The organism is Shewanella electrodiphila, from assembly GCF_023283985.1.
Lineage (GTDB): Bacteria > Pseudomonadota > Gammaproteobacteria > Enterobacterales > Shewanellaceae > Shewanella > Shewanella electrodiphila.
Genome location: NZ_JAKIKU010000005.1, coordinates 330,423 through 356,005, shown reverse-complemented (window position 1 = coordinate 356,005; position 25,583 = coordinate 330,423). Strand labels below are relative to the sequence as shown.

Sequence of the window (25,583 nt, the reverse complement as noted above, 5' to 3'; positions counted from 1 at the left end):
CTTATTCGCTGTAACACTGTCACAAAGTCCTTTTTTCCATCTTTAATTGCAGCTATAGCCTTGTACATGTAAACTCATAATTGTTAACAATAAGCATAATACTATGAAAAAAACCACTATTTACTGCGAACCTTATTCCATAAAAGACGGTTATGACTTTGAAATTCATTATGTCAGTTATCTGCAACACGATAGCTACTCATGCTTTTTGCACTTTCATCAGGTTCACGAATTTATATTTTTTGAACACATTGACGGTAGCTATTTTTATCATCAAGGTGAGAGTAAGCTTTCAGACTATGAAGCGGTATTTACTCCGTCAATGGAAAGCCATAACTTCGAACTAAATCCTCGCCCTAAATCTTGGTATATAGTCCAATTTATGCCTGAATGCCTCAATGCCCCATCGATAAGTCAATGTACTGAGATACTAAAAACCGGTTTGCATTTGCGATTTCCCACAGAAGTACAACAGAAAATCCATCAATTACTAGGCTGGTTATTGACTGAATTTAATGAAAATCCCCAAAGTCATACCTGCAAACAGTTGTTCAATAGTCTTGTGACCATAGTGTGCGAATATGGAAAAAGTAGCTTAACTAGCAAGCAAACTCCGTTAAATGTGTCGAACAGTTACCAAAAACTCGCTCCATTAATGGCTAAATTAACTCAACCCACGGGTGTAAATTTGTCATTAGAAGACGCAGCCAAACAATGTCACCTATCGCCGTCTTATTTTTCTAGAGTGTTTAAAAATCACTTTAGAGTGCCCTATTCCGACTATATGATCCGTCATAAACTGTATAATGCGGCCCGTTTGTTAAGCCAAACGACCACATCAGTAACAGATATTTCTTATGAATTAGGCTTTTCAAGCTCGTCGTATTTCATCAAGCAATTCAAACAGCATTTTAATATCACCCCACATCAATACCGCAAACAATTAACCAGCTAATCGATTGCAGTATCGACTAATTCAGCAGAGTATATGTTAGTTAGAGACAGCTAAAAACAGGGTTTCTTTGGATAGTGCATCCCGACTTTGCAATGCCGCCTTATCAACTAATAGATTTTGCTTTATCGCCTGCGTACCTAACACATAAGCTTTGGCATAATTAACTGCCTCAACACAAAGCAGCTTATCCGCTTTAAAATACCAAACCGAAAACTGCTGGGCTGATTCTTGCTTCACAAGGAGTTCATCATAGCCTTCAGACAAGCCTACAATTTGTAATTTACAGTTATATTGATCTGACCAGAACCAAGGGACGGTTTGCTGAACAGGCTCACCTTGGGGTAATTTCCCCGTTAAAAACTGCGCGGCAATCTTGGCTTGATCAACGGCATTTTGAACTGACTCAAGCCGAATCCATCTTTGATAAAGTGAGCTAAATTGCTGGGTGCAATCACCAATGGCAAAAATGTCTTCATTAGATGTTTGGCAAGCCTCATTCACTTTAATGCCCTGCTCAACGTCAACACCTGCCTCAAGCGCTAATTGGGTATTTAGCCTAACGCCGACACCAACAATAATAAAATCGGCACAATATTCACTGCCGTCACTGCACACCACAACTTGCTTATGTTGGTATTGGTGAGGGGGTTGGTGAGGATATTGGTGACTGAGTTGCTTAACTTCAATAACGTCTTTATCTGTCAGTAATTCAACACCTTTACTGAGATGTAATTCAGTTAAAAAGTCTGACATCACGGCTGACGTCACTCGAGATAATATCTTCGGCTGTTTTTCAATCACAGTCACTTTGGCACCCATTGCAATCAAGGATGCGGCGCTTTCAAGGCCAATATAACCACCGCCAATAATAACCACCTGCTTATCGCTGCTGTTATTCAGTGCGGCCTTAATGGCTGTCGTATCAGCATAAGTGCGCATAGTAAAGATTGAGCGATTATTAAGGGGATCAATCACTTCCAACCCTAAAACAGGCGGGATAAAGGCTCGACACCCAGTCGCTAATATTAATTTGTTATAGTGAAGGCATTGACCATCATTGAGAGTAATCTGCTTGGCTGATTGATTTACTGTAGTCACCTCATAACCAAGTTTTAAATCAATATTGTTATCGCTGTAGGCTTTTTCAGCCTTCAAAGGTGTCGACTTCAACTCTGCTGATTGCAACGTTTTTTTAGATAACGGTGGCCTGTGATACGGTAACTCGGGATCACGTTCTATTAAAGTTATGCAGCCAGCCCACCCTTGTTGGCGCAGATGAAATGCAAAATTAACCCCTGCATGACTGGCACCAATAATCACTACTGCCCCATTGTTAGAATGAAATTCTTCAGCTGGAAATTGCATGGTTTAACCCTTTAATTGATATTAGTTAGCGACAACAAAAGTCATTCCATCAATTTGTTCAGATACTTCAATTTGGCAACACAAACGACTGTATTCAGTCACCTGGTCATCTAATTCCAACATATCAGCTTCCACTTCTTCAGCAGACCCAATTGTGACAAAGTCGGCTGGGTCTACATAAATATGGCAGGTAGCACATGAACACACTCCGCCACAGTCACCATCAATACCTGCAACACCATTTGCCACCGCTAACTCCATTAAAGAGCCGCTGTCGCCTTCCACTTCCACCGAGCCGTTGTTTTGAGTAACAAAGATGACTTTAGCCATTGTGTAATTCCTTTATTGTTGGTTTTAGTTTTATTGCGTTATTAGTTAACCTGAGCTGCGCATAACAACTTGCTTTCTAGAGGCTACTTTTACTGATAACGGCGTTAAACTTGTTAGCAATAGACTCGCTATTGACGCAAAAATTTGCCTTGTTCTAAGCAAAAATATCTCTCTAGAAATGTAATTTAAATTCAATCTTGAATAAATTAGTCTGTTAGCTAATCTCTTATCCACAGCATAGGTTAGTTATTTAGCTGACAGACTGACCACTAGGTGGTTAAAGCCCACTTTGCGTGAAAACTCGCCTAACTGTTCAATGTCTTCATCAGCGCTAACAACTTTAATGTCAGCCACCTTATTTGCCAGTGTCAGCACCAGCTGCCTTAAAATTTGCCTTGCATGAGTCGCCCCTAAACAATTGTGGTGACTAAAGCCAAAACTAACATGAGGGTTCACTTTGCGGTCAAAGTCGACTGAGTTAGGGTGACTGAATACTTTTTCATCACGATTTGCAGATGCCCAGCACAATGAAACTCGGCTATCGGCTTTAATGGCATGTTCACAAACAGTAGTATCTTCAGTTGCTACACGACCCATTTGGGTTAAAGGAGAAAAATAACGTAATAACTCTTCAACCGCTCGGTTAACAATGTCTGGCTCGTTAGCAATTCGCTGTAAGTCATTGATGTTTTCACTAAAGTAAGCAATGGTGTTGGTAATGGCATTAATCACCGTATCTCGACCACCAGCAAAGGTTAAAATCATCACACCTTTGACTTGTTCCTTAGTCAGTTTTTTACCATCAACTTCCGCATTAAGCAGTACCGAATAGAGGTCTTCTGTGGCGGAATCATCGGGTCTTGCCTTAGCCATTGTTTTATCAATTTCAGCATCTATGTAGTTATATAAAACATTGGCTTTATCTGCATCTAAGTTACTGGATTCACTTCTAAATACATGTGTTCCCCAATCAATCCAGGTTTGCGCTTTATTTATTGAAGTATTTAACAATAAGGACAATGCTTTAGATTGAAGCGGTAAGGCGAATTCAGCCACAATATCAACTGAATCTTTTTCTAAAGCATGTGCAATTGTTTGATCTATTATTTGCTGTAACTTGACTTGATAAACGGCAGCTAATGGACGTTTGAACCAGGGGTTAAGTAATTCACGAAAACCACTGTGCTCAGGAGGGTCAATCTCAAATGGAATTTGACGAGTTTGTCTAATGGCGACTTCTGAAGGAATAACAATACGCCCGGGGGTTGCGCCAGACTGAAAAGTAGCACTATCATGCGCCGCTTTTCTTAGTGCCTTTAAGCCTAAAATCATATTTACCGGGTCATTTTGATCGTCCATCTGTCCCAAACTCGATGTTGAACGCTTGTCGGAAAACGCATCGTTAAACAGGCTAATACCTTTGATTTTGGCTGTCATTGCATACCTTTTTATGGCTAGACTTAAAAAATGTTAATACGAAGTAACATTCTAGCGTGGCAATTAGCTGTAAAATACACATATTAGGTGCAGAAATATCACTTTGATGTCATTTTGATGCTTTAGGGGTATTTGTCAGCCACAAAAAAGGGCTAATGCTACCAAGCCATTAGCCCTATCACTTCAATCGGTAAAGGTTATTTAGTGTCTAGCCTTTGCTGATACATGGTTGAAGTCACCTCTTTAACCGCATCAATTAGTTGCGGATAAGGCGTATCTGTCACCGTCACAAACCCAATATTGGCATTCTCGCCGTCAAAGGCTCGCCCAGTTAGCGGTTCATCAACATATTGAAACCAATGTGCGCCAACCATATATGGTTTGTCTAACACGCTTTTCATGTAGTTTTTGTACTTATTGGCTCTATCCTGTTGACCACTGGCATGCACAATCCCTGGATTAAACAGGCCTGATCCCTCTGTGCTGCCAATATGGAACTCACCAATGACCACCGGCAAATCAACCTGCTCTAAAAACTGCCAAAAGTGAGGTTGCATCCCTTCTTCATAAATATTGAAACTCAGTACATCAGAATATTTCAGCGAAGCCTTAATAATTTCATCTGGCATGCCCCAATTCGCCATTCTGGCCCCCATATATAAATGATTAGGCATTTTCTCCGCTAGGGTGTTGTGCACCACTTTAAAATATTGCTCACCTAATAACTCCAGTAAACGCGATAAATCAGCTACTTGTGGTTCACTGTATTGGTTAAAGGTAACGCCTTGGTTGAGTGTGTCCCAATCGCTAAAATTAGTTTGCCATGCGGTATTTAACTGCTCAACTTGGGCATACTTTTGCTGTAAAAATTCACTAAAGGCTTTTTTAGCTGGGCTTTCAGTTACGCTTTTAGACAAGGCATCTAAAATTACCCCATAGCGTGCTTCAATTGAGCCTTCTCGCTCACCCCAGCTTTTTTCATTATCAATAAAAAGGCCGGCACACCAAGGCGAGTCTTTTACAGATCCTGAAATCTCATCAATAGTTATCTTAGCGCGGCGGGCAAACTCTGGGTCAAAGGGATCTGGCATTAAGCCCCAATGATTTACTGTGCCAGATAGGGTTTTGAAATCACCAATAATCCAACCATTAGCAAAATATGGCACTTGTTTAGCGTTATAGAAAGCTGGGTCTACCCAGTTACCAAATGAAGTAAAGCCCCAGTCTTTCATCCGAGATAATGTCACTTCATGCCATTTGGTTAAGTATGCACCGTCAGGTTGATTATCGTATTTACGCTGTAAATTCGCCTGATAAAAACTATAGGTTTCACCATACGGCATTGCGCCTTTGTGGGTTGAACGGCGGTAGCTATAATGCTTAGCTAGGGGATCTGAATATTCCGGCAACCACTCAAACATATTGTGACGTAGCGGTGATGCCACATATCGCCTGTCTTTTATTGCTTGTGGAATTTGCACAGTGCCCATTGAATCTTCTGGGGTAGTTTCATTCGAGTCACGATAACGTACAGCATCATCTTGGTAATCAATCCCCGTTAATGTCGACATATTGGCCATTCGCACATTAGCGGGGCCATGTGAGAAAAACACATAACCTTGTGGGTCAACCATCCACCACTTACCGTCGACTTTTTCAGTTCTAAAAAAACCAGTGGCTTTTAACTTAGGCCCTTTAGTGTATCCACCATATATCGAACGATTAGGCGTACCTGTTGATGCGTTAAGTTGAGCCAACTCCTCGGCCGTTTGCAGTGCTAATTGCTCATCGGAGGTGATTTTTAACGGGTAATCAATAAGGGCATTTTGACCATATTGATCCACAATATTATTAAGCCATTTCGGATCGGGCTCTGGATTCGCCCTTATGCGAATATCTTTAATTTCAATTGAGCGGTTTTCTAACAAGCCAATAGTAAAAAAATTCAAAGCAGCAATTTGAGTTAAGTCTACATTCTCGGCACGCCATGAACGCCAAACCATTAATGAATCGTCGGTTTTCCAAGGCGTAGCATCGCCCCAAAAACCAGCTTCAGTAACAGCTTCTTTACCATCTAGCGGGAAAAATACCGTGCCCTTATAATGAGGTGCAATACTGATTGAGCGGCTTTGGTACTCATCTTGCTGATTTTCAACGGATAAATAAAAATGCACTGATTTATCTTGAGGGTTAGCCACATCAAATGCCAAGTTATATCGACTTAGTGACGATAAGTCCCATGGCTGTTCTGGTTTGATGCTGACGGTTGAAATATTATGTTGTGGTAAAAAACCAATTTGTAGTTGGTTTTTTACCAACTGAAATTTTGCAGAGCTGCTTTGTAGCCAAGTTTGCTGCTCAGCAGAAGCGAAATCGACTAAAGTCATTAAACTTGTAGTTTGATTGCTCACTAAACTAGTGGATTCGATTGGTGATGCTGAATTATCGGTCGAGTTCTTTTGTGATTCAGCTGAAGCGACAGGCAGGCACCCCGCCTGTGTTAATACACTCAGCAATAAGGCATTTTGATAAACGCAAATCAGTTTCATATTACACTCCTTGTCATGGATTAATGACACAGTAAATATGGGCAATTGATGTTAATTTAATAAAAAAAAGGGCCACTAAAGTGACCCTTAATTGAGAAGCTAGATTAGAAGTTCATTCGAGCATTAAGGCGGAATGTTCGACCTGTTTGATATTGATTAACGGTTCTAGAATCGGTCGCGTTACCACTGATTGGGCTACCTTCGTCTAAAACATCTCCATTAACATTAAGGAAGCGACTAGTGTAATACTGACGAACACCTTCATCCGTTAAATTAACCGCTTGAAAGGAGAAAGTCACCATATCATTTAGCTTGTAACTCGCCGAAAAATCTAATGTTTGACGCCCTTCTTCCCATAATGAACCCGACTCCCAAGAACGTTTAGCTAGCTGATCTGTATTACCTCGGTAGGATAAACGCAACTGATGACCATTTTTCTCCCAAAATGCAGTTAAGTTATAACTATGCTCAGGTGTATAGGCAACTTGTAACTCAGGTAGTTGAACAGTGTCATCTATTGACGATACTTCTTGGTCATATTTACTGTCTTGATAGGTATAATTAGTTTGAATACCTAAACCTGAAAGCCAACCGGGTAGCATGTCAAAAGTTTGAATATACTGCAGTTCAACCCCTTTAATGTTCGCACCTTTACCATTTTTGATACGAGTTGTTTTGAACTGAGCACACATTTGCTCCAAGTCACCTGAATACATCCAATCTTCACGGAATTCATCATTACCCTGGAAGCGTTTAGGCATACATTGTTCAAGACTGTCTTGGCCTGCTACCAATACTAAATCATCAGGATTATAACCTTCGCCTTCTGTTAAGCCGACATCTCGTAGGTCATCCATATAAGTCACAACAGTTTCAGATTCTTCGAAATTAGTCATGTCTTTATAGAATAGGCCTGCAGACAACATACCTGATTCGTTAAAGTACCATTCGTACGATAAATCTAAGTTAATTGATTCTAATGGGTCTAATTTAGGTGTTGTGAGGGTAATGGTGTTATTACGATTGTAACCGCCCCACTGGGTTTCACGCACTTTAAAACCAGGACGTAATGAATCAATTTGTGGGCGTGCCATCGTCTTAGATGCTGCAAAACGTAGTACCGAATCGTCAGTAAGCAGATAATTCAAGTTTAGACTGGGTAAGAAAACGTCATAATCATGAGTACCAGTTACAGCAAAGCTACGCTTACTTCTATCTTCAGTTGCAACAAGCTGACCATTTTCGTCAAGTTGTCTATCACCATAACCATAGAATTTTTCAGTAGATATATCACTGTGACGCCATAACCACCAACCACTTTCGTTTGGATTACCACGTACAGCATTAGCATCAAAACAAGCACCTTCATCTGGTCGAGCAATATCATCAGTTAAATCGTTAGTACCATTAGTATCGTAACCATTGCCATCAACACGAGCCCAACGAGTTTCTGCGTTCCAATCAGTACCGTAAAATGGAATACCACTACATTCAGGCAGACTTGAATCACGTAATTCAGCCAATTTGAAAGGGTCCATTAACCGGCCAACGTTACCAGGATCATAAGCAAATTGAACACCTGAGTAACCTGATGTTTCTACTTCTGTTTTAACATAACGAACACCAACATCACCAGATAAACGACCGTCAAAAAAACCAAAGTTGGCTTTCAAGTAGGTAGCGAAATTTTCAAGCTCGGCAGAACGTGTATTTGAATTATCAGGCTCGAAACCAACAGAAGGAGAACCTAAAGCAACATCAAATGCTTTAAATGCTGAAAAGGTTGTCCAACCATCCGTAATCGCATCGCGCCCATAGCCATTACTGTCCATGAAGTCATCTACAGGAAAGCTTTCTCCAGTTGCAAAAAGATCACCACTTAACGAATTCAAACCATCATTTAAAACCGTAGGAGCTCCTGTATAAGGGTTATTAATAACTACACCTTCGCCGACACTATTAAATGCATTTTGCTGGTTATCTACGTATTTTTCACGGTTAGAGTACTTAGCACCAAACTCAATACTTGATAATGGTCCAGCGTCGACTATCCAGTCAAAATCGACGAAAGCTGATTTTTGTTCATCTTCAACGGCAACAACTGAGCGATTTAAAAAAGTTAGATGCTGGGCATTGAGCTCATCAACGTTAAAGCCTGTTGTGCCGTAGTTATCCCAAACATTTAATGGATCGCCAAATTCGTTATTCTCGCCATAATCAATCAAACCAGCCCCCCCCACTAAAGTACATGGGCCATTAGTGCAGTCATAACCCACAGGCTCAATATCAGTTTCTGGAACATTTTTTAATAACCAGCGGTTAATATTGCTAAAGTTTTGCATCGCAATATAAACTTGGTTTTCAGGAATACGTTCAGACTTTGAGTAACCTAGACCGGCATTTAAAATAAGATTATCAGTAATATCATGCCTAACATCGAATGAGATAACGGTGTTTTCTTCATCATATTTGTTTTCAGACTGGCTTAAACCACCATCACCAAATCGGTTTAAGTATTTAGTAAATGTATTGGTCTTTAAATCAATGGTATGCCAATCTTGCTGTGGATCCGTCCACTGTGATGGGCCGCCACCTAAACCAGGGTCGATTCCTTCAATCATATTACCTTGTTGACCACTACGAATTTGAACGCCATGCATTGAACTTTCAAAAGACTGTTTGGTGTAATTGGTATTGAGATTAAACTCTGTTGAATCAGTTGGTGCCCACTGTAAACCCAAATTAAAGTTCATACGGTCTACATCATTATTATACAACTCATACCGTGAATTCTTATTCGTGATGCCCCACACATCTTCAACAAGATTCCCTTCTGTATCAGAAGCTAAATGAGAAAATTCAGATACCCAATTATCAGCACTATATTGATCTTTACGGTAAGAGTTAGTTTCTTTTACTGCGGTAAAAATCAACCCAAAAGTATCATCAAACATTTTTTCGGATATCGTTCCTGAAACCTTATAGTTTTCGTCATCTAATAAATCGTTATAGCGACCTTCAACCGTTACCGTTCTAATTTGATAATTTAAATCAAGTGGCTTGTTGGTGATTAAATTAATATTCGCCCCTAGAGCACCTTCTTCGTGATCGGCGCTGGGTGTTTTAACCACTTCAATTTTAGATAAAATGTCGGATGAGTACTGCGATAAATCAACACTTTGACTGAAATCAGTCGAACCGAGTTGGACGCCATTCATACTGACATTATTTTGTTGTGAATTAGCACCACGTACCGTAATACGAGAACCTTCTCCATCAACTGACTGAACAGTAACACCAGTAACTCGTGATAAAGCATCTGCAATGTTTTGATCGGTTGATTTACCGATATCTTCAGCATTAATTGAATCAGTCAGGTTTTCTGAAAAACGTTTATCGTTGATTGACTTCTTTAAACTACTTTTTAAGCCTTTAACTTGAATTACTTCAATTTCTTCTGCAGCTTCATCGGTTGCCTTTTCTTCAGCAACGACCTGCATAGACATTGCTGTTAACAATGCGAGATATACAGAGCTGTACTTATATTTTAATGTCTTAATTGGCATATCTACTCCCCCAAGAGCGTTTGTGTTTCTGCCTAACCTGAATTGCAAAAGTTAATACAATGTTGCAATCCTGTTTACAGACATTACTAACCAAGGGAATAACTGTCAACATAATTTTGTTAACAATCTTCAATAAACTTAAATCGATTTATTTAACTATTTCGATGAAACTCTTTCTCGTCTTTGTCGCATTGTACCTCAACTAACATACCGTTAACTATTGTTCTTTCGATTGTTTATCATTGATTTTAAAGAATTTTACGCCAACAATTATTTACACAGTTAAATTATCTGACATTGCCGAATCGGTAGAAGATAACACTTTAATAAGAATGAGAAGCTAGAGGTATATACTGATTTCTGAGGTTAATTATAAAAAAAGTTCAAATGTGGCACTTGAAATGTTAACAGGTTTATTTTTACAGCATGCAAATTGTTAATTAAATCATCTAATAGATACTTAACATAAAAAAGCCATCCGAGGATGGCTTTAAACAAAGTATGGGTTTAACTGATTAAGATTCAAATTTATGAATATATGGCCAACCAGCAAATTGTTTACCCTGAGTTGGATCGGTATCCCACTCCCAGCATTCGAATTCAAATTGTTCGGCATGATGGTTTACTTTTACAATACCGTAGCCTTCACTTTTTAAACTCCTATCAGCTAAATAGTTACTCCAGGAATTATTGGTTTGCTGTTTAAAATCATCATAGGTCACCTTGGGGTTGGCTACGGCTAGTACCCGCATCTTATTACCAAATGTATCGGTAAAATTACCCGTGTTAGGATCATTATTAAATTGATTATCAAGTTTATTTATTCCTTCAAACCATCGCTGCCAAAACGCGGCTCCAGCAGGGCCAGCATAAAATAATGGTCCATCTTCAAAGGTGTCTAACCCTTGTTTAGCCACCATGGCTAAATGTTGATCACCGCAAATGACTACAGCGCCTGCGTCTTTAATCAATTTGACTGCGCGAGTTCTACCGTCAGGTGGATAGCCGTTTGAGTCGTAATCTAACAATGGTTCTAAATTACTTTTGGTTTGAGGCGAGCCCCACATGGATGCAGCAATACAGATTTTAGGCAGCGCTTTATCCATATCTGCCCATTCGCGTAAAAACTGCTCTTGCCTATGACCCAATAACTCACCTTGGGCATAAATCGGATCAATATTGATATTACGGCGGGATTTAAACTTTCTATCTTCTACCATGGCAAAACTGACACCACCATAAACAAAGGCACCATAAGTCACAGGAATACCGTGTTCTATTGGTGTTGGATCGTATGCATCAGGATTATGACCATGTTGCATTCGATAAACCATTTTGACCAAGGCTTTGGTTTGCATATAGCCACCGTCTTCTTCGGTGCGTTTATCACCTTCTAATACAACGGGATCGCGGCCACCTACTCCCCATAAATTACCTTGTAGTACGTCATGGTCATCCGCTAACAATATTGCTGGTTTATCTCGAATAGAGTCTTTAAATGTCCAATACCAAAGATACCAGCGATAAAGCATGTCTAAGTGTGAGTCAGGTCGATTACGCCATACTTGTGTTGGCGTTGCTTCATAGAATTGATCACCACAAAATACATACATATCTGGTTCGTGCTTGTCGCAATTATTCACCAGTTCTGTATGAGGAAACAAAATATTCTCAGGACTAAAACGACCTAATTGCTTTTCTTGTTTTAATCTGGTCTTGAAATGTTCAATATCTAATGACTGATTGGTGGCCACAAGGCAAGAATACAAAGCAATAGACAATGGCTTTGTTTTACCTGGATCTTTTAGCACTTGACCTTGGTATAACACGTCCACCTGATCTGATGCGCTAACGGTAACCACTCGATAATTGTGTGTTTGGGTGTTATCCCAGTTATCGACGCGATATTGAATGATGTAGCCTGGCTCCATTTGGGATGAAGGCGCAGAGACCCACTCTTTACTGCCGACGAGTTGATATTGTAACTTTGCAGTTTGATACTCATCGTCAGCAACTGGCATAAACTGGGCACTGAGTTTTAATACCGACTTATTGACACTGTGCATACAACCCATAACAGGCCCAATGGCTTGTTGATCAAGTTTCGATAGTTTTTCACCACCCGTTTGAATATCTGAAAATGCCCAGCGCGCCCCACTTTGCTTAGGTGGTGTTGAAGATAACAACATTACCCCACCTAGTAGTTCATCATTAGGAACGCCTGTTCTAACAATAAACCCAAGCTCTTTTCCAGTTTTACTGTCAATGGCAACTAAACGGACATCAAATGACGCTTTAGATACCGGATCAATATGGCAATCTAAGATAATCTCACGATCATGAACAGCGCCAATATTAACGCTATTGGTTCTCACGATTTTTTCATAAGCCAATGGTTTTTGTTTGTTAGTAAAGTCATTAAAACTAAGTTCACCTTTTTCATTAATGACAGCCATAAAGCCGCCATTTTCACCAGATGCCCTTTGGATTAATGCACTAGCTCGATAATCTAAACGATCCGAACCCGCCCCCAATAAAAAACCACAAAAGCCAGCTTTGTTAGGCGTTAAGTTCGAAACTTTTGCTTTAATACGTGCAGGCTTAATACTGTTATTAAGTTGTCGCGTTAATATCGACACCGTGCGCATTTCAAATCCACGCCCGTTTCGAATGCATTCAATCTTACCTGCATTCAATTGCCAATCTTGCAGGCGATTACCCCAAAAGGCAGAACCAAGCCAAGGACGTTTACTATTACTGGCTAATGTTTCCACTAAAGAAACGTCAGTAACAGACAATCTATTGGCTGCCGCTCTAGCAGCTTGAGATGGGAATAACAATCCACCCGTAGTTAAAGCCGAAAGTTTTATAAAACTGCGTCTATCCATACCTTCCTCAGTTTTGTTTACAAGAGTCCGTTTGTACTCAATAAAGCGATTAAGTGATGACAACATCAGCCTTTAGCCGAACATTCACTGTTATAAAGCAAAAGCTACGACGCCAAATCATAAAGGGATCGAGACCATATACAGTAAAATTAATTCGCGTTCGATGCCCTAAACACTAAGTACTAGTCACTTGCTAGTTACTATTTTGAAAAGTTCCAGCATCTAACACTTGTCGTTTGATACTAAAGCGACAAATAAAATTCCAGTTCCAAGAAGCATCATATTGATGACAAAGCCCCCAAGTTAGGCCTGGTCTTTGGCTGTCATTTACACGTACATTTGAGCTATTTGCTGCAACACTATTAGGCTTAGTTGGTCTAAACAAACCAATGGCTTCTGGGGCCCCTTTTATGTGGGCTTTAATCTCAAAATTTTGGCCATCATCTGCAAACTGAATGGTATTTTTTTCAGGGCCATCGGTTGTTAATAGTGAAGCAATGCCACTTTCAAAATTCCACACAACCACTTCGTGACCACTGTTTGAAATAGGGTTTAACTCAGACTTGATATAAGGCCCTTCAATGTTGTCAGCAATCGCTACGCCGTGTTTAATTTCGCGGCCACCAAAGTTCATTTCTTCGCCCATGGTTTCTCCTTTGTAGTAAAGGTAAAACTTGTCATTAAAAAACAGTAAGCAAGGATCATGCACTTTGTGACTGTCAAAACTCCCCTTACTGTTCACATGAAAACGGTTGTCTTCATCCCCTCGCCACTGGCCATCTTTACTTGGACTTAGGATTGGCGATGCAGATTTGAGCCACGGACCATAAGGGCTGTCTGAACTGGCTAATGCAATTTCTTCAAACTGCCTATTGGTATAAGGCGTGGTGACGGTTTGGTATACAAGGTAAAAGCGCCCATTGTGCACCAGCACTTCTGGAGTAAAAATGGCGCGATCGTCATATTCGCCAGCTTGACCACGTTCAATCGCAACGTCTTGCTCTTTCCACGTTTCGCCATCGTTCGATGTCGCGTGCCAAACTTCAGTCAAATCCCATGGAAAGACTTTATCCTCAAGGTTATCTGACCCAAACCCTACGGTTTCTCCTTGGCCTTTGGTGTACCAACAATGCAACACGCCACCGACGTCAATCACTGATGATGGATCTCGTCTAATAACCCCTTCTTCAAAAGCAAAATCCCCTTTTAGCGGACTTACATCAAACTCGACCATCCATTCGGCATTGTTATCATCATATCCACGTTCGATAGCGCGTTGACTCGCGAGGCTCAAAGGTTTCTGTAAACTCATAAACTGGTTTTCCCTTACAACTTAAGCAACTAGAAATTATGTATTAGATAAAAATCATTAGAAATTATTCAAAATTAATTTATGTCATCTGCACACATTACTGATGATGTTTCTACTGAACACTAAATTAATAGCTGATTACGCTTAGCGTATGTATTTATTGCTGCATATACGTCAATGTCTAATATTGCGCCTTTATGTTGGACAACTTCCCTTGCAACACTGCAAGCATCAATAAGCGCTGTCTCAATATCACAACCGATATTGCGTGCCGCTAAATAAGTACCAGCAAAAGAATCTCCTGCAGCTGTAGAATCAATTTGAACTGGGGCAGCGACAAACGCTTGATGCGCAATAAGTTCGCCACATTCATATACAAATGTGCCGTCATTACCACACTTAACGATAATTTCTTTAGCGCCTAATGACTGACAATATTGCATGATTTTTATAGGTGAAGTATGACCAAGTAATAACTCATGCTCTTCTATTCCTGGTAAAGCGATATCACAGTGCTGATATGCTAACTCAAGCCAATGAATAGCATGTTCTGGGCCGTTCCACATTGCGGGTCGGTAATTAGGGTCGAAGGCTATTTTAGTGCCATTTTCTTGGAGCCTCTTGGTCAATTCAAGTAATAGCCCTTTATCTTCATCAGATAAAATACCCAATGAAATTCCACTAAAAAAAGCGATATCAGCATGGCCGATTTGGTTGATTAATTCTGGTAATGGCTTTAAACGCATCATTTGTGTCGCTGCTGATTGTGAGCGCCAATAACTGAAACTGCGTTCACCTGTATCATCTGTTGATATCGCGTAAATCCCAATTGTTGCAGATGTTGATATCAGAGCGCAGTCTGTATTCAAGTTATGTTTCTTCCACTCGGACAACATTGTTATACTCGTAGCATCGTCACCTACAGCAGTAAAGTAACGACAATCGGTTTCTGAGTTATAGCGTTTGGCATAAACCAAAGCATTATAAGTATCACCAGCAAATGATCGGTTTAATAATGAATCTGATTTTTCAATTAACTCCATCATGCATTCACCGATAGCAAGTATTGATTTCATGGTTACGCTTCTCTTTTTAACAAAGCCACTTTCTCAGGTTGTGATTCTCTTGCTAATAGCATTTCAATTTCTTCAATCGTCTTATTCTTGGTTTCTGGCATGATTTTATATAGGAGCACAAAGCCAATCGCACCGCATATGGCATAGAATAAGAATATTTCATCTGCGCCAAACACACTGAGTTGCCAAGGGAAAAACTGTTGAACTAAGTAGCTTACAAAACTGGTTATGAAAGCAAATACCGGAATTGCCACGCCGCGAATGTGAGTTGGGAATATCTCAGAAAATAGCACCCACATTATTGGGCCAATTGAAAAATGAAACGCAGCAATAAAGCCAATAATGCCGCCAATAATCAAGTTTGCATTAATAGAGGCTGCACTTTGTAATATCTGACTTTCATAGAGCTTGGCATCCGCCTCACCCATTATTTGAATAAGGGCATCTTTAAACTCGACATCACTTTGATAAATAACATTAGCCATAGACGATGAGTCGCCAATATTAATTTCAGCAGCTAGTGTAATTAAAGCTTGATCGGTTAATGAATATGTCGCGCTGTGAAATCCCCAAAAACAAGCGAACAAACTTACCGTAGCGGTTGCTAAACCCCAAATCACTAAAGGTCTTCGCCCTAATTTATCGATAAGTAAAATAGCAACAATCGTAAATACAATGCTCACTAAACCCACAACAACAGCTTGGAAAAAAGCGGCGTCAGTACCTATACCTAACTGTTCAAACACAGTAGGTGCATAAAACATAATGGCGTTAATTCCGGTAATTTGCTGAACAATGCCAATGGTTAACGCAATAATCATTACGCTACGAACTTTAGTATCAAACAAACTTCTAAACAGTACTAAAAAAGAAGCTTTATCATCATGGCTTCTAAGACTCTCTTTAATTTGAGCAATTTCATCATCACATTGAGTAGTATTGTTAAATTGATTAATGATTTCTTTTGCTTTAGCTTCTTTACGCTTCATGATTAACCAGCGTGGGCTTTGAGGAATATTCAGCAACAGAAAAAACCAAATAATTGCCGGTATTATTTCAACAGCCAACATCCAGCGCCATGTATGGGTATCTATGCCTAATGACGTCACCAATGGATGACCACTTTCTGAAAAAGACAATATCCCATAGTTGACGAAATACGCTATTGATAAGCCCACAACAATATTTATCTGAATAATAGATACCAACTTGCCACGCAAATGCGATGGCGCAATTTCACCAATATACATGGCAGCTACGGATAATGATGTGAATGCTAAGCCACCAATAAATCTGGCTATGACCAGTGATTCGAAACTGGTTGCGATAACAGATAACACAGCTGAGATAATATAAATAAAGGAGATAAGCACGAGGGTTTTCTTACGGCCGATTTTGTCACAAATAAAGCCGGTAACGAGTAATGCAAATATAACGCCGAAACCTGGAGCACTTACGACGGTTCCTATTTGCATATCAGATAAACCAAATTCACTGGTAACAAACCTAACAGTACCTGATATTAGTGCTGCATCAAGCCCGAAGATAAATCCTCCGATAGCAACAACCAACGCACAATAGTAAACGCTGTGACTTCTAGCAATCATATGTGTATCCATCTTTTAGTATTAATTTGTAATGATGCCGTTTGTGAGTTTTAAATTATCCGTATTAGCAAGGACACAGATAGTAATAAAAGGTGACTCAACGACTATTAACATTACAGTAGCATTAACAACAAAGATTTAGCAACTATTGTTAACAATTTACTATAAAGGTTGTTTTTTGCAATATATGTAATTCATTAATCTAACGCGATTTATGATGTATTACACTGAATATTCAGTATAAAATGATTTAATAAATTAGTTTAATCTACATGTTAGTTAAATATTCTAATTGAAAATAAAACGACTTCTTACATAGAAATTATCACAATCTGGTAATAAATTATTGCATCAACGGATTCCTCAATGTAGATTGTTAACAAAATAAACTTAACATTGTGTGTGGTCATGAAAAATATATTGAGCTCAAGCCTGTCAACGATAGAGTCAACCAAACGTGCTTTATTAGTGACATCAATACTTGTCGCAATGAGTGGTTGTCAGTCTGAATCACTTAATTCTGCGATCACTCCTGAGCCGGAAGTTGAGTCAACAACTAACCAAAGTATGCAGCTTATCGATTTTGATAAGCAGATTGAATTCATAAATACCGTTGCTGCAGATACGCAGATTAATGATGGTGTCATCAGTGTTAAGTTTAAATCTGAAAATAATAGTTACAGTAATATCAGTTTTAACCCTGATACGCCGTGGGATTGGAGTGCGTTAAAAGACTTTAACCTCGCATTTGATATTGCCAATACTGGTAAGCACAGTGTGCAGCTTTACCTTGATATCAGTGATATTGACGGTGCTAATTACACTCGCACAGTCAATATTCCTGTCGGCAGCACCTCAAATACCTATTATGCGAAAATGGCAGGTCATGATTTAGCCACACCAGATGGCGATCATAAAGTAGAGTTAAATTTTAATTCAGGTTTACGCTCAAACCCAGATACTTGGGAAAGTGAAGAAGTACAGTTTACCTCGATGTGGGGCAAGAAGAACCTCAATACCAAAGGTATCGCGAAAATTAGTTTAAGTGTGCAAAGTAACTTACATGATAAAGAAATTATATTGAGTAACATTAGAATTCGTCAAAATCCAGAGTTCAATAAGCAGTTCTTAACTCACATCGTTGATCAATTTGGTCAGAACAACACAGAAGATTTTGTGGGCAAGGTAAACAATGAAGCTCAACTAGAAAACCAACGCGTTGCTGAAGCAAAAACCTTATCTGGAAAAGTCGCTGATGGAAGGAGCCAATATGGTGGATGGCTAGCAGGTCCTAAACTAGCCGCAACGGGTTATTTTAGAACCGAAAAGGTTAATGATAAGTGGTCATTAGTTGATCCCGATGGTTACCTGTATCTCGCCACTGGCGTTGATATTATTCGTTTATCTAACTCTTCAACCATGACGGGGTTTGATTTTGATCAACAGCACATCATCCAACCAACAAAAGATAACGTGACCCCAGAAGATTCACAAAAATTAAATCGGGTATCCGATGCTGCTATCGCCAGTCGTATTAAAGCATCAGATACTCGAGCAAACATGTTCAATTGGTTACCTACATATGACGAACCTTTAGGTAAACATTTCGGATATCGCAGAAGCGCACATTCTGGACCATTGAAACATGGTGAAACTTACAGCTTCTATTCTGCAAACCTTGAACGTAAATACGGCAATCAGCCTCAAGGCTATATGCAAGCTTGGGAAGATACAACAATCAACAGAATGCTAGATTGGGGTTTTACATCTCTGGGGAACTGGACTGATCCACGATATTACGACAACAATAAAATACCCTACTTTGCTAACGGATGGATTATTGGTAACTACAAAACAGTGTCAAGTGGTGATGACTTTTGGGGTGCTATGCCAGATGTATTTGACCCTGAATTTGAAGCCCGAGCTTTTGAAACGGCGAAAGTCGTTTATGAAGAAGTTAAAAATAACCCTTGGTGTGTCGGCGTATTCATCGATAACGAAAAAAGTTTTGGCCGTTCAGATAGCGTCAAAAGTCATTACGGCATTGTGGTTAATACACTCACACGTGACGGCAAAGATGTACCAACAAAAGCTGCATTCACTGCAGTTATGAAGCAAAAATATGGTGAGATTCAAGCACTCAATACTGTGTGGGAGAAAGAGTTCACCAGTTGGGAAGCATTTGACCGCGGCATTGATTCAAGTATCAATAACGAACGTCAAATAGCTGATTATGGCGTATTACTTTCAGCCTATGCTGACAAGTACTTCAGCACGGTAGAAAAAGCATTACAAAAATACATGCCAAACCATATGTATTTAGGCTCTCGCTTTCCTGATTGGGGAATGCCTATTGAAGTCGTCAAATCTTCAGCAAAATTTGTTGATGTCGTGAGCTTTAATTCATATAAAGAAGGACTGACTAAAAAATCTTGGAAATTCCTGGAAGATATCGACATGCCAAGCATTATTGGTGAGTTTCATATTGGCGCTAAAGATTCTGGTTTATATCATCCTGGTTTAATTCATGCTGCAGATCAGCAAGATCGCGGCGTGATGTATCAAGATTATATGAATTCGGTTATTGATAACCCTTACTTCATCGGTGCGCATTGGTTCCAGTATATCGATTCACCTATTACTGGTCGCGCTTATGATGGCGAAAACTACAATGTCGGATTCATTTCAGTTACAGATACCCCTTACCCATATATGGTTGAAGCGGCTAAAACCGTGAATGGCAATATGTATCAAAGAAGGTTTGGTAAACAAGAATGAAGAGAGTAACCGCGTTAATTTAATCTTTTTTTATGAATGCTTCTTATCCTCAGGAAGCATTCAGTTTTATCCAATCTCGTTTTGATTGCTTGAAATCTGGTTAGGTCTCCAGAGTTGCCCTGTCAGTTATTTAACAACTATGTTTGTTGTTAACAATAAACTGCTTCAGGGCATTTTTTTGATTTTAATAACTGAGCACTATTATTGAATCATTTAATATCAACAACTTACAAGAAATTTTTATGTATATTATTAACAATGTGACATTTGACAATTGTAATGATTTCACTAAGTGTCTAGAATGTTAATATATAATGATGAAAATTGGGTACAACAATGGCTGCAGCAAAACCGACAAAAATTCTTTCAGTTAAAGATCAAATTGCAGATCAACTGCGTTCAGATATTATTGCTGGTGATTTAGCGCCAAACACTAAGCTTAACGAACAAGAATTAGCAAAACGCTTTGGTTTATCGCGCGGGCCGATTCGAGATGTGATTTTACAGTTAACCAAAGAAGGTTTACTGATATCTAAAAATAACTGTGGTGCATCAGTTAACAGTGTTCTAGAGCCAAAGCTGCAAAAGCTGATGATTAACCTCCGTCGTAACATTGAAGTCTATGCTATCGAAAATTTCAAAAATAACCCATTAACTGAAGATGATGTAACCCAATTGGAAACGATTCTTGATGAGTTACAAGGGGCCTTTGATAGAGAAGATTTTACTGAAGTGACAAAAGTTGATATCTCGTTCCATAACTACCTAATATATAAAGCAGGTGGCGAAGATTTAGTTAATATCTGGTATCCATACGTCATGCGTATGCGCCTTAACTATAAACGTATTACCACTAGCTCAGAATGTGTAGAAGAGCACAGAGGGATCCTACAAGCGTTACGTGAAGGTGATATTACTCGCGCAGTTAAAGCAATTAAAGAAAATATTAAGTAGCGATATTATTACTTAATTTTTGACAGGCTCAACCACCCATTCAGCGATATACAATGAACATGAACTAGATCATGTTTGTTTCATAAAAAGACAGTCAGCCGCTGTCTTTTTTTGTGGCTAAGTTTTATCATCATGCGCAAAACTCTTCACATTACTCTCTAATAATTCCTAACAGAAAATAGCGCCAAATCAAATACAAGCGATACCAGTTAAGTAGTTTACAATTATTGGTTTTATAAAAATGTAAACGTATTAGATTAAACAAACTTTTCTTTAATATTCATTCACACTCATATTAATAATAAATGAAAAAAGACTAAAGACAAAAGGATTAAGGTTCAAATAAATAGCTGACCTAATGAAGCAATAAAAAACAAAAGCTACCAATGATTTATATTCACCCAGCATTTCCTATAACTAAAAACAAGTACATACACGTCTACTTAACAGGCTTTATAGTATCAAATAAATTCATCGATAAGGCATAACATTAAATACATCAAATTATTTTGTTAACAATTTAATAAAAACAATGCTAAGTTAAGTTCAATACCTCTGGGATAGTTATGTTTGTATCTAATGCTTAACTGATTAGATTTTTGTCGGCGTTGTTGTTGTCCCTCTTTAGTTATTACAACTGTAAGTGAGCACTATGATACAAGATAACAAAGGATTGTTTAGTCGATCTATAATACAAAAATCCATCATTACATTAATGATTAGCGCCTCGGTAACGGCTTGTGGAGGTAGCTCTTCAGGTAGCCCAATCACTGAACCTGATAAACCCATCGTTCAACCACCTGCTGAACTTGACTCATCACCGGATGAGTTCGTTTTTGAAGCGCAAACAGATGTTGAATTAAGTCGTTACATTACTTCAAATCCTATAATCATTACGGGTATTAATACCAACGTAGAAATCAACATTAGCCTTGGTGAGTATGCTATCAATGGCGGTGAATTTACTAATACGAGTGGTACTGTCGCCGCAGATGATTCAATCTCATTGCGTTTAATGTCATCTGATAATGCCAGCTCAGAAGTTGTCGCTCAATTAACGATTGGAGACTACACAACCCCGTTTAAAGTCACGACATTACAATCTGAGCCTGAAACACAAAATACCACACTCATATTCAATCTTGATACTGTCCATACCGTAGCGGGTATTAATCAATTTGCACGTGAGAAGTTTATTACCATCCATGCCTCTCATACTGAAAATGATTGGTTTAATGTTGGCGTTAATGCTTCTGATGATCTCATTACTGAATTCGTGGAAGGATACGATGTCTATTTTGGTAGAGACACCGGAGGTATGCGTTACCAATTGAGCCTTTTAGCAGAGTCAGCTTTAAAAAGCGGATTTGTAGATGCAGACATGGCAACCAGTAACGGTGGTGGTAGCCGCTGGAATTACACTTCATCTGAAGATGACAGAGCTCAATCACAACGTCAACACGCACATCGAAATGCCAGTATGGTTGTGGCTGCTCAGCAACACCCTTATTGGCCAGATGGCAAAGATACGGGACAAGGTTGGGCATTTTCACAAAAGGACAGCGCCTCTGAACCCTTTGGCACCGCTACCGGTGATTATATGGGGCAATTTGTTGCCAAATACTTTAACAAAAATGATGGCATTGATGTCTATGGACAACCTAAGCCTAAATACATTGAAGTGATGAACGAGCCACTTTACGACTTGGTTGATTATGCAGAAGAACCAACCACAGTAACTAAAGTATTTGAATTTCATAGTAACGTTGCAAAAGCCATTAAAGCAGTAAAAGTCGATGACGTATTCGCTAACGATAATGTGCTGATTGGCGGCTATACAGTTGCGTTTCCTGATTTTGAGAAACAAAATTTTGAACGTTGGGAATTAAGGGATAAAGCCTTTATTGATGTTGCTGGCGAAGACATGGATTTTATTTCACTACACCTATATGACTTCCCTGCTTTTCAAAACAGAGAAGAGTTAAGGACGGGCAGTAATATTGAAGCAACTTTCGATATGCTCGAGCAATATATGGCGATGTCTTTAGGAGAAGTTAAACCCTTTATCATTTCTGAGTATGGCGCTCAAATGCATTCTCTGTTTAACCAACCTTGGTTACCACAGCGTGACTGGAATCATTTAAAAGCGATTAACGGGCAATTGATGTCGTTTTTAGAGCGTCCAAACCAAATTGAAATGGCGATTCCGTTTATCCCAGTTAAAGCTGAATGGGGACGCTTAAGTGAAACCGTCCCCTATTACACTAGGTTAATGCGTCAAAATAAAGAGGCGTCAGGTCAAACTGGTGAGGAATACGTTTATACCGAAATGGTGAAGTTTTACCAATTATGGTCAGAAGTTAACGGAACCCGAGTTGATAGCTTTGCTACTGATGCTGATTTTCAGTTAGATGCATACATTAATACCAATGATGCGGGCAATAGCGATGCTTACCTTGTTATAAATAGTTTGGAACAAACATCACAGCTTGTTGATTTATCACTACTGGGATTTGATGAAACATCCATAAGCGCAATTAGTATTAAACAGCTATCTCATGACAATCAAACCCCTGTGTTAACTGAAACTGAACCGCAATTACTCGCAGATATTGCATCACTCACTATCGGCGCAGAAGCCACAACAATTATTAAACTCTCATTTAATAAGCTCATTACTCAAGGGCATAGCCAAAATGAAACCAAATATTACGCAGACATTTATAAGCAAAGTATTGTTGCCGATAGCCCGCTGACTTTTAACCTTAATAATGTTGTTATTGCCGACAATGGTGAAGCGACTTTAAGAATTGGCTTAGGACGCGAACACGGTAAATCACTACAACCGACTGTTAGCGTTAATGGTAATCCCGTTGTTATCAATACTGATTACCGTGGCTACGATCAGTATGCTAATGGGGATGGTCGACTACAATTTTTCGGATTAATCGAAATTCCGATTAACAACAGCTATGTAAACCAAAACAATCAAGTAGAGATTACTTTTGATGATGATGGTGGCTTTGTTACCTCTGTTTCAATGCAATATTTTGAACAATCAAAAAAACTCATTCGCGAATAAAACACATAACAGACTAAACGATATTTTAGGTCCAGTGAAAACTGCACCCAAACTCATCTTACGATTGTGATATTACGTCGTTATCGCAATGGTGAGATCTATTCCTGTTGGGGCAGGAATAGTCTTTAGCTCCAAACTTTACCCATAATAAAGATCCACAATGAAAGGGAAATATATGAAACATCATTTAAATCTCGTATGCGCAACAGCGTTAATAAGCACGAGTGTTTTATCCAGTTCAATTTATGCAGCTGATTGGGATGATATTCCACTGCCAGCAGTTGCAGGCAATGGTCTCGTTTGGCAATTGAATGAGCAGTACTCCGATTCCTTTAACTATAACGGTAAGACATCGACATTTAACAGTAAATGGAATGACACCTATTTCAATGCATGGGAAGGACCTGGACTAACACGTTGGAACAGCGGAGAGTCTTGGGTGTCTGATGGTAATTTGATTATTAGCGCATCGCGCAAAGCACCGGACTTGGTGAATGCAGGTGTTATTACCTCAAAAACTAAAGTTAAGTACCCTATTTTCTTAGAAGCTAATATTAAGGTGAGTAACCTAGAGTTATCATCAAACTTTTGGCTACTGAGCGAAAATGATGAGCGCGAAATTGATATTTTAGAAGTATATGGCGGAGCACGTGAAACCTGGTTTGCACAAAATATGTCGACTAACTTTCATGTTTTCTTAAGAAACAATGACAATAGCATCAGAAGTGACTTTAATGATCAAACCCATAATACACCGGTATGGGGTAACAATTGGCGTGAAGGTTTTCATCGGTTCGGTGCATATTGGAAAAGCCCAACAGATGTTACCTTTTATATTGATGGCCAAGAAACCCCACAGGGTTCATGGGATGAAGTCGTAATGAAAGACAAAGACTACACTGGCGCGATCATGAATAAAGATCAGTATAATATGGATGAAGAAATGTTCATTATTTTAGACACTGAAGATCATTCATGGCGCAGTGAAGCTGGAAATGTAGCAACTGATGCAGATTTAGCCGATGCCAGTAAAAATAAAATGTATGTTGATTGGATACGTGTTTATCAACCCGTTAGTGATGGTTCAGGTGGAGGTTCTGACGGAGGTATTGAGGCCAATACTCAATATCAAATTAAAGCGAAACACAGTAATAAATGTATTGATGTTATCAATAGTGCGGCAACAAATGGTTCAACTTTTCAGCAGTTAACATGTAGTGGCAATAACAGTAATAGCGACCAGCAATTTAAATTTACTGCATTGTCTAATGGTTTTTATACTATTACATCTAAAGTCAGTAATCTTTGTTTAGACTTGTCAGCTGGAAACATTGATAACGGTGCTAAAATCCAGCAATGGGTATGTAATAGCAGTAACCAAAATCAAATGTGGAATATGATTGATAAGGGGGATGGCTATTACGAAATCCGAAACAGAGTGAGTAATAAATGCCTAGATATAGCAGGTAAGTCAAATGCCGATGGCGCGGTTCTTACTCAGTGGAATTGTTATAATGGCGATAATCAACGCTTCTCACTAGCGCAGTAAATAAGTAAGCTTGTTCAGTACCCAATGTTAATTTTTAACGTAGTTTGGGTGCTTTATCAGATGAATACAGGCAAACTCATTAGGAAACATAATTCAATATATTGTATCGCTTCAACTGTTCCAACCGCATAACCA

General features: G+C 39.1%; 14 protein-coding genes. 5 read left to right on the top strand and 9 right to left on the bottom strand.

What is annotated here, in order from left to right:
• Positions 1 to 103 precede the first annotated feature (103 nt).
• Positions 104 to 955: a helix-turn-helix transcriptional regulator gene (locus tag L2737_RS11935; protein ID WP_248955847.1), complete on the top strand. Its 852-nt coding sequence runs from the start codon at positions 104 to 106 to the stop codon at positions 953 to 955.
• A gap of 36 nt (positions 956 to 991) precedes the next feature.
• Here L2737_RS11935 and L2737_RS11930 read toward each other — a convergent pair whose 3' ends face one another.
• The 9 genes from L2737_RS11930 to L2737_RS11890 all read right to left on the bottom strand — a co-directional run bounded on the left by L2737_RS11930 (position 992) and on the right by L2737_RS11890 (position 17,085).
• The gene (locus L2737_RS11930) at positions 992 to 2,320 is read right to left on the bottom strand and encodes an NAD(P)/FAD-dependent oxidoreductase (RefSeq protein ID WP_248955846.1); all 1,329 of its coding nucleotides are present in this window, start codon (positions 2,318 to 2,320) and stop codon (positions 992 to 994) included.
• 21 nt (positions 2,321 to 2,341) lie between these two features.
• A complete protein-coding gene (locus tag L2737_RS11925; RefSeq protein WP_102440666.1) occupies positions 2,342 to 2,650 on the bottom strand; it encodes a 2Fe-2S iron-sulfur cluster-binding protein in 309 nt (102 codons plus the stop codon).
• Positions 2,651 to 2,896: 246 nt separating this feature from the next.
• Complete coding sequence (locus L2737_RS11920) at positions 2,897 to 4,087, bottom strand: cytochrome P450 (protein WP_248955845.1); 1,191 nt, start codon at positions 4,085 to 4,087, stop codon at positions 2,897 to 2,899.
• Between the two features lie 197 nt (positions 4,088 to 4,284).
• On the bottom strand, positions 4,285 to 6,636 hold the full coding sequence (locus L2737_RS11915) for a beta-galactosidase (RefSeq protein WP_248955844.1): 2,352 nt from the start codon (positions 6,634 to 6,636) through the stop codon (positions 4,285 to 4,287).
• A gap of 104 nt (positions 6,637 to 6,740) precedes the next feature.
• Positions 6,741 to 10,202: a TonB-dependent receptor gene (locus tag L2737_RS11910; RefSeq protein WP_248955843.1), complete on the bottom strand. Its 3,462-nt coding sequence runs from the start codon at positions 10,200 to 10,202 to the stop codon at positions 6,741 to 6,743.
• A 515-nt stretch (positions 10,203 to 10,717) separates the two neighbouring features.
• The gene (locus tag L2737_RS11905) at positions 10,718 to 13,090 is read right to left on the bottom strand and encodes an alkaline phosphatase D family protein (protein WP_248955842.1); all 2,373 of its coding nucleotides are present in this window, start codon (positions 13,088 to 13,090) and stop codon (positions 10,718 to 10,720) included.
• A 193-nt stretch (positions 13,091 to 13,283) separates the two neighbouring features.
• Positions 13,284 to 14,402: a glycoside hydrolase family 117 protein gene (locus tag L2737_RS11900; protein WP_102519602.1), complete on the bottom strand. Its 1,119-nt coding sequence runs from the start codon at positions 14,400 to 14,402 to the stop codon at positions 13,284 to 13,286.
• A gap of 122 nt (positions 14,403 to 14,524) precedes the next feature.
• Positions 14,525 to 15,478 carry a sugar kinase gene (locus L2737_RS11895; RefSeq protein ID WP_248955841.1) on the bottom strand — a complete coding sequence of 318 codons (954 nt, stop codon included), beginning with the start codon at positions 15,476 to 15,478 and terminating at the stop codon, positions 14,525 to 14,527.
• Positions 15,479 to 15,480: 2 nt separating this feature from the next.
• Positions 15,481 to 17,085: a sugar porter family MFS transporter gene (locus L2737_RS11890; protein ID WP_248955840.1), complete on the bottom strand. Its 1,605-nt coding sequence runs from the start codon at positions 17,083 to 17,085 to the stop codon at positions 15,481 to 15,483.
• 408 nt (positions 17,086 to 17,493) lie between these two features.
• On the opposite strand from L2737_RS11890, the gene L2737_RS11885 reads away from it, so the two are divergent.
• The 4 genes from L2737_RS11885 (at position 17,494) to L2737_RS11870 (ending at position 25,448) form a co-directional block, all read left to right on the top strand.
• Positions 17,494 to 19,863 carry a beta-galactosidase gene (locus L2737_RS11885; RefSeq protein WP_248955839.1) on the top strand — a complete coding sequence of 790 codons (2,370 nt, stop codon included), beginning with the start codon at positions 17,494 to 17,496 and terminating at the stop codon, positions 19,861 to 19,863.
• Between the two features lie 336 nt (positions 19,864 to 20,199).
• Positions 20,200 to 20,817: a GntR family transcriptional regulator gene (locus tag L2737_RS11880; RefSeq protein ID WP_102519598.1), complete on the top strand. Its 618-nt coding sequence runs from the start codon at positions 20,200 to 20,202 to the stop codon at positions 20,815 to 20,817.
• A 652-nt stretch (positions 20,818 to 21,469) separates the two neighbouring features.
• Entirely contained in the window at positions 21,470 to 23,899 is a 2,430-nt protein-coding gene (locus L2737_RS11875) for a hypothetical protein (RefSeq protein WP_248955838.1), read from the top strand.
• A 175-nt stretch (positions 23,900 to 24,074) separates the two neighbouring features.
• Positions 24,075 to 25,448, top strand: coding sequence for an RICIN domain-containing protein (locus L2737_RS11870; protein WP_248955837.1), 1,374 nt, complete (start codon positions 24,075 to 24,077; stop codon positions 25,446 to 25,448).
• The last annotated feature ends 135 nt before the right edge of the window (positions 25,449 to 25,583 follow it).

What these genes read in the sequence shown, in the direction of transcription:
- L2737_RS11930 (WP_248955846.1), bottom strand. Translation starts at nt 2,320, where the DNA reads ATGCAATTTCCAGCTGAAGAATTTCATTCTAACAATGGGGCAGTAGTG.
- L2737_RS11925 (WP_102440666.1), bottom strand. Translation starts at nt 2,650, where the DNA reads ATGGCTAAAGTCATCTTTGTTACTCAAAACAACGGCTCGGTGGAAGTG.
- L2737_RS11870 (WP_248955837.1), top strand. Translation starts at nt 24,075, where the DNA reads ATGAAACATCATTTAAATCTCGTATGCGCAACAGCGTTAATAAGCACG.
- L2737_RS11920 (WP_248955845.1), bottom strand. Translation starts at nt 4,087, where the DNA reads ATGACAGCCAAAATCAAAGGTATTAGCCTGTTTAACGATGCGTTTTCC.
- L2737_RS11880 (WP_102519598.1), top strand. Translation starts at nt 20,200, where the DNA reads ATGGCTGCAGCAAAACCGACAAAAATTCTTTCAGTTAAAGATCAAATT.
- L2737_RS11910 (WP_248955843.1), bottom strand. Translation starts at nt 10,202, where the DNA reads ATGCCAATTAAGACATTAAAATATAAGTACAGCTCTGTATATCTCGCA.
- L2737_RS11890 (WP_248955840.1), bottom strand. Translation starts at nt 17,085, where the DNA reads ATGATTGCTAGAAGTCACAGCGTTTACTATTGTGCGTTGGTTGTTGCT.
- L2737_RS11875 (WP_248955838.1), top strand. Translation starts at nt 21,470, where the DNA reads ATGATACAAGATAACAAAGGATTGTTTAGTCGATCTATAATACAAAAA.
- L2737_RS11900 (WP_102519602.1), bottom strand. Translation starts at nt 14,402, where the DNA reads ATGAGTTTACAGAAACCTTTGAGCCTCGCGAGTCAACGCGCTATCGAA.
- L2737_RS11905 (WP_248955842.1), bottom strand. Translation starts at nt 13,090, where the DNA reads ATGGATAGACGCAGTTTTATAAAACTTTCGGCTTTAACTACGGGTGGA.
- L2737_RS11895 (WP_248955841.1), bottom strand. Translation starts at nt 15,478, where the DNA reads ATGAAATCAATACTTGCTATCGGTGAATGCATGATGGAGTTAATTGAA.
- L2737_RS11915 (WP_248955844.1), bottom strand. Translation starts at nt 6,636, where the DNA reads ATGAAACTGATTTGCGTTTATCAAAATGCCTTATTGCTGAGTGTATTA.
- L2737_RS11885 (WP_248955839.1), top strand. Translation starts at nt 17,494, where the DNA reads ATGAAAAATATATTGAGCTCAAGCCTGTCAACGATAGAGTCAACCAAA.
- L2737_RS11935 (WP_248955847.1), top strand. Translation starts at nt 104, where the DNA reads ATGAAAAAAACCACTATTTACTGCGAACCTTATTCCATAAAAGACGGT.